This is a genomic window from Bradyrhizobium tropiciagri, assembly GCF_001189845.1.
GTDB lineage: Bacteria > Pseudomonadota > Alphaproteobacteria > Rhizobiales > Xanthobacteraceae > Bradyrhizobium > Bradyrhizobium tropiciagri.
Window position 1 is genome coordinate 1 of record NZ_LFLZ01000148.1, and the last position, 5,721, is coordinate 5,721.

Consider the following 5,721-nt stretch of genomic DNA (forward strand, 5'->3'; position numbering starts at 1 on the left):
CCCGTTTGCGACATGCCGATAGGCGCAAACCAGTCTGCTCATTGGGCAAGACCGGAAGTCGCGGTCGCGGCCTCAGAACGACGCGATTGACCCCAAGCCGACATCCGCGCAATTAAGTCCGGCTGACCACCTAAGCAGGATGGTTGCCCTCCACCGTGTCTACGTGCACCTATCGTGGCGGGATGTTCTGTGCGCCGTGGAATAGATTTCCTGGATCGAATTTGGCCTTGATCTCGGCGAGCTGCTCGTAGAGCCGATTGCCATAGGCGTCGCGCACGCGGGCGTCGCCCTCGTCCTCGGTCATGAAATTGATGTAAGCGGCGCCGGTCGAAAACGGATGGATAGCCGCCCAGTATTCGCGCGCCCATTCGATATGACGGCGATCCTCCTGCGGATTTTCCCAAGCCGCCTGCACGTTCAACACGTACTGGGCCGTCCTGAAGCCGACGGCGTTGAGCCCGCGATCGAGTCGGGCGGGAGCGCCGCCCATGTGCATGAAGAGAGCGGCGGAATGCGGAGAGGCAATACGTTCAGCATGCTCGACCATCGCATCAATCAAGCGCTCGCTCATATCGACGAAAAAATCCGACTTCCAGTAATAGCGGCGGCCGAACGGCTGGCCGGAATCGAGCATGGTCTGATGCGCAACGAACGGCTTCACGGTGATCGTATCGGCAGCCGGCTTGCCAAAGCTCTTGAGCGCACGCATCGCATCCTGTCCGGCGATGGGATCGCCGGTCCAGCACGCTGCAATCGCCGCGATTGGCGTGCCGTGCAGCGCCTCGGGCAGGAACGGCGCAGGGGGAGCGATGCGCAAGATGAGCAGGCAGCACAGTTCGTCCGGCGCCGTGGCGGCGATCCGACAAAATTGGTGCGCAACGTCGCGCGCTTGTGTCATCGGGTACACCACCATCCCGCATAGAGCTTGCGGTCCGTGTGGATGTGCTCGGAACTCGAAGGACGTGACCGCGCCAAAATTGCCGCTGCCACCCGCCAACGCCCAGAACAGATCGGCGTTCTCGGTCTTGCTGGCGTGCCGACGCTCACCGTCCGCAGTGACGATGTCAACCGAGACAAGATTGTCGGCGGCGTAGCAGCACTTGCGCGACGTCCAACCGAAGCCGCCGCCCAGAGTGAACCCGGCAACCCCGGTATTCGACACGATGCCGCCCGGGACAACCAGCCCGAGGGGTTGCGCTTCGTGATCGACATCGCCCCAGGTGGTGCCAGCCTCGGCCCGAATTATCCGACGGTCAGGGTCGACGCGCACGCCGCGCCGCAAGCTCATGTCGATCATCAGCCCGCGGTCGCAGAGCGCGGTGCCAGCTATGTTGTGCCCGCCGCCGCGAATCGACAGCGGCAGTCCGTTCTCGCGGGCGAAATTCACGCAGGCGACAATGTCTGACGAGCCGCTTACCCGGGCGATGAGCGCAGGCTCTTTGATGATCATGCCGTTCCAGATCGAGCGCGCTTCGCGGTATCCGGCATCGGCGGGCTGCAGGAGGGCGCCACGAAGCGATTTACGAAGGTCCGCAACTGCCGCTTGACTTACTCTGTAGTCGGGCTGTTGGGCGGGAGCATGGGACATGGCAACTCTCCATTTCCACGCGATTGCGGAGGGAGCACCTTGAGTTGTAGTTTCTCATGCTCCTCGTCGTCTTATCCAGTCCATAATCTATGCTCATCGGACCGGCTGGCAGTGACGAACCCTGTTGTCGCTGCCGTTCGGCAGAACGAACGGCAAATCTCCACCCAGACGTTAGTTCGATCGGCAACAAAATGGTTCAGTCACCGAAGTCTCATTTTCAACAATTTGCCCGCTTGGAACCTTCAGCTTTTGGCGCATCGCGACCAATGCGCCCAACCTTCCACTGTCCGCTCTGAGGTGTAGACCGGACCTTACCGAGATCGGGCCAAACCGTCGCGATTGGCCCATAGCCGAAGGTCTCTTCGACCATTGTAACGTCAGCTCATTGGGGCAAAGCGGACGTCGTCCAATTGACCGTTATGGGCGGCTTGTGGCCCGCATCCGAAGTTGGAACGGCCTCCGATTGGTGGGCTCGGAATCGGCAAGCGCCCGTCTAACCAGCGCGTCTGACCCGAGACGGACTAATTCAAGCAGGGTAGATTTTGCGCTTAGGCGATGTTGATCTGCGTCGCGTATTCGAAGTTGGTTCCTATTGATTTAGATCAACGGCCAGACGTAAGGCGCCATGTCACGCTGTGTTTGATGATCGCTCTACAGGGAGAGAACGACATGACAAGAAATGTCAAACTTCTTGGGTTGATCGTGACTGCTGCGCTCTTTACGGCAGCTCCGTTATCGCTCCATTACTCGCCGGCAAAAGTGCTATCCGTATCCCTTGATAATGCTGAGGCGAGAGTTGGGCGGCCACTCACGCCGATGAGCGTAGCTGGCGTTAATCGCAGGGTGCATCGGCGAGCTTACTATGGTGCGGCAGCGGCGGGAGCAGCGGCTTACGGAGCGTATGGCTACCGCAGGACTTGTGGATACTATCCATATCCGCCCTGCTATTGAGGCTCGTCGCTGGCTTGCTGCGACTAGAAAATCGATACACTCGATGAAGAGGACGCATGAGAGCAGCAAAGCTGCGGCTGGGGCGTCATCACCGACGTTCGACCAAAACAGGACTTAGCATATTCGCCTCAGTCCGGGCAGCGGTGCTAATTGCCAGCTGGCGACTAGGCCTTAAGCGGCGGCTTCCGCGATGACCCAATCCTTCAGCTCACGGGAGCCAAGCATCGCCTGCTGGAGAAAATTTCCTCCAACCTGCGGCCGCTAACGTTGGAGCGCCGCCGCGCTCGGAAACCCTGCAGGTTCTACTTTCCAGAACCCGCCCCCCGGCCCTTGTTCAATTTCCCGGCACGTGGAAATGGCTGATCTTTAATTTGAACGTTGGTCAGCGTTGAGGCAGGTGTCGTCCATGAACGACCATCCGATGACTGCTGCTGACTGCCGTAAGCTTACATCCGAATACCGGGCTCAAGCAAAGCAGGCTGGAATTTCTGAAAAACGAGCGTCCCTTCTGACCAACATAAGCCGAACCTTCAGCGGTCTGGCGAGCCAGCTTGAAATGCTCGAAGCCGACGTGGCTGCGGAGCAAAAGAAGCTGCGATAGGCGCTCCCGGCCCTTTGAAAGTGTCCACTATGCCCCCAATAGCGGCATGAAAGCGGACATCGCACGAGGTCGCAGATGGGCCACAAGCGGTCATGGAAGCCCCATGGACCGAGCTCTTCGGATTGAAGCTAAGCTCCTTGCATTATCGCTAGGTCGCCTCACGCGGGGCCGGGCTTGGCGCCGGAAGCCCATAATCTCTCGCCCGCTTTGCAGCTAGCTTTCGATATGATTGCACTTGCTTTAGCAGTTGATCTTTGAAATCGGAATCGGCTCGTCCGCTGCCAACGCCTCAAGGGCAACCGCTCGCTCAAGATACACAGTAAGCAGTTTCACAAATGGCCCCATTCATCCTTTGGCCGTACCCTCGCCTAGAGACGCGGCTCGGCACGCCGGATGGGACTGCGCCGCTCCCTATGGCCATCATGGCCCATGCCATGCGGCGATCTTGTTGGCGAGCGCGATCGCAGCAACCTTGGTCGGTCGACGCGCCAGCAGCTCCGTAAGCCAAGGGGGCCGATGCTCTGTGCCATGGATTATCTACAGCAATGAGTTTTGACTAAGATCAAGATCATTGCCGCTGCGCGATCATTGATCGCCAATGTTCCTGACCGGCATTTGCTCATAAGCGTCGGCGAGAAAATGGTCGAAGCTCTCAATCCGGATCAGACCGAGGCGAGGATACTCCATGTCGGTGACGATATAGAGCGCGATGGTCAGGGTTCCCGCGAACAGGAGCATGTGTATCCAACTACGCGCTGCGCTCGCGGACATGCCGAACCCTGCCAAGAGCGAGCAGCCCAGCCCAAGACCAAATAGCATGACATAGATAATCTGCGGCGGATGCTTTTCGGCCGCACCGGCGCGCAGGCGCGCGACCTCGAAAAGGCTGTTCAGCGCCGGGAGTGATAAGCCGCATGCAGGCCGATAGTTCGGCTGTGGACAGGCTCCAACAGCGGCGTCCCATAACTGACGTTTGAGATCGAAAAGTTTATTTTCTTGCTGGTCCGAGAAATCCTCCGCTCTTTGCAGCAATAGGAAATCATGCGGCATGCGATAAAGATCGACTCGGGCGCGAACATACTCTTTGAGAAGGCTCTGTAGCTCGCGGGTCTCGTCCCCTCCAAAAAGGCTGAGACGGTCGTAGGCCGTGGTGGCTGCCGTCGCCTCCTGAATAACCAATTGTCGACGGTCGTCGAATCGTTGCAACGCGCCAGCGATGGTGAATGCCAGCAGCAATCCCATGATGGCGAAGATAGCTCCCTCGACCGTGCCAAGCCCGGCCATGCCGTCGGCGCCTTCATGCTTTCTGTATCGCAAACCCAAGCTCCTGCCCCAATGCAACGCGAGGAGAGAGCCAATGAAAAAGAGCGCAGCAAGGCCGACGGCGAAAAGCAAGAAGATCATTGAGCAAAGTCTCCGCTCGAAAGTCGCCCTCAGCGTCCTCATATACATCGGTAACCTGTGCGGCTTTATGGCAAGCGGTACATTCCCGGTTGAAATGTAGGCGCGGAAACGCCGAGCATATTGTTCCGACGGCGCAAGATCGGCCGACAGCACGGTTCCGGCACCGGGTACGATCCTCTTCGACCATCGACGTGGCTCCCTTGCGGATCGGCTCGTGCTATATACTGCCATTACAGCAGCGGCGGCATGGACAGGAGGCCGCGATGAGTATCACCGAGCGTGACGTTGTTCCCTGCGAAGACGATCGGGAGTTTTTGGTCGAGGTCTGGAAAGAGTGCCTCGTTAAAATGATAGCTGACGTTGAGGAAACGAAACGTCGCTGGCAAGACGCATCCCAAACAGTAAAGGCAGAGTCGTTAGCGGCGGTTGCAGAGGCGCGAGCTGCCTTCGGCGATACTCTGATCAAGCTGGAGCACGCGACCGAAGAACGTCTCGGTAGGCTGCGGCAGTTAATCGACGAGAAGAATGGCCCGCGCGTCAACCATACGCCGAAGACAACGTGCATTATCAGGGCCAGTTGGTCACGCACGACGGCTCGACGTATCAAGCGCTGTGCGACACCGGCCGCGCACCACCGGACGAGGAGCATTGGATTTGTGTAGCGGCTGGAGGTCTTGATGGCATCTCATTTCGCGTGAGGGGCACCTATCGACCGGGCGAGCCATATTCCAGATTTGACGTTGTCGCCCTCAATGGCGGCAGCTTTGTCGCGCGCTGCAACAATCCCGGCCCATGCCCGGGCGACGGCTGGCAGGCGCTCTGTTTCCAAGGGAAAAAGGGACCGGCTGGACCGAAAGGCGATCGCGGCGATCGCGGCCCTCCCGGTCCAGCGATCAAGGGATGCGAGCTTGAGGCCGAGCGGTACACGCTGATCCTGAACCAAACGGACGGTACGTCAGTCAGCGTCAATTTGCGCGGGCTCTTCGAGCAATATCATCGCGAGTGCAGCGGGTGAGCACGAAGCTACGTTATGTCCGGGCAGACGCTGTCCTCTACTACGTAGCACCCTCGAACTGGGCCGCAGGATGTGGGAAGTATTGGAGCGGATGGCGAGCGGCGAGCGTCTGCTCTCAGGGGTAGACCGGAAAACGCGAGCAAGTAGCCAAACCGACGCGAA

4 protein-coding genes and 1 pseudogene are annotated in these 5,721 nt (G+C 59.0%); 2 read left to right on the top strand and 3 right to left on the bottom strand.

All coding sequences use genetic code 11. From position 1 onward, the window contains the following. Positions 1-169 precede the first annotated feature (169 nt). Entirely contained in the window at positions 170-1,588 is a 1,419-nt protein-coding gene (locus tag AKN84_RS43920) for an FAD-binding oxidoreductase (RefSeq protein ID WP_128971715.1), read from the bottom strand. Between the two features lie 1,357 nt (positions 1,589-2,945). On the opposite strand from AKN84_RS43920, the gene AKN84_RS43925 reads away from it, so the two are divergent. After that, positions 2,946-3,140, top strand: a complete 195-nt coding sequence (locus AKN84_RS43925; RefSeq protein WP_128971717.1) for a hypothetical protein — start codon at positions 2,946-2,948, stop codon at positions 3,138-3,140. A 307-nt stretch (positions 3,141-3,447) separates the two neighbouring features. Here AKN84_RS43925 and AKN84_RS50960 read toward each other — a convergent pair. Both AKN84_RS50960 and AKN84_RS43930 read right to left on the bottom strand, forming a co-directional pair. Continuing rightward, positions 3,448-3,650, bottom strand: a pseudogene (locus AKN84_RS50960) (hypothetical protein); the annotation flags it as partial. Between the two features lie 75 nt (positions 3,651-3,725). After that, positions 3,726-4,544, bottom strand: a complete 819-nt coding sequence (locus AKN84_RS43930) for a bestrophin-like domain (protein ID WP_128971718.1) — start codon at positions 4,542-4,544, stop codon at positions 3,726-3,728. A 263-nt stretch (positions 4,545-4,807) separates the two neighbouring features. On the opposite strand from AKN84_RS43930, the gene AKN84_RS43935 reads away from it, so the two are divergent. After that, positions 4,808-5,206, top strand: a complete 399-nt coding sequence (locus AKN84_RS43935; protein ID WP_050426551.1) for a hypothetical protein — start codon at positions 4,808-4,810, stop codon at positions 5,204-5,206. Positions 5,207-5,721 lie beyond the last annotated feature (515 nt).

Coding starts and splice junctions, on each gene's coding strand:
- AKN84_RS43920 (WP_128971715.1), bottom strand. CDS start 1,588: ATGTCCCATGCTCCCGCCCAACAGCCCGACTACAGAGTAAGTCAAGCG.
- AKN84_RS43925 (WP_128971717.1), top strand. CDS start 2,946: ATGAACGACCATCCGATGACTGCTGCTGACTGCCGTAAGCTTACATCC.
- AKN84_RS43930 (WP_128971718.1), bottom strand. CDS start 4,544: ATGATCTTCTTGCTTTTCGCCGTCGGCCTTGCTGCGCTCTTTTTCATT.
- AKN84_RS43935 (WP_050426551.1), top strand. CDS start 4,808: ATGAGTATCACCGAGCGTGACGTTGTTCCCTGCGAAGACGATCGGGAG.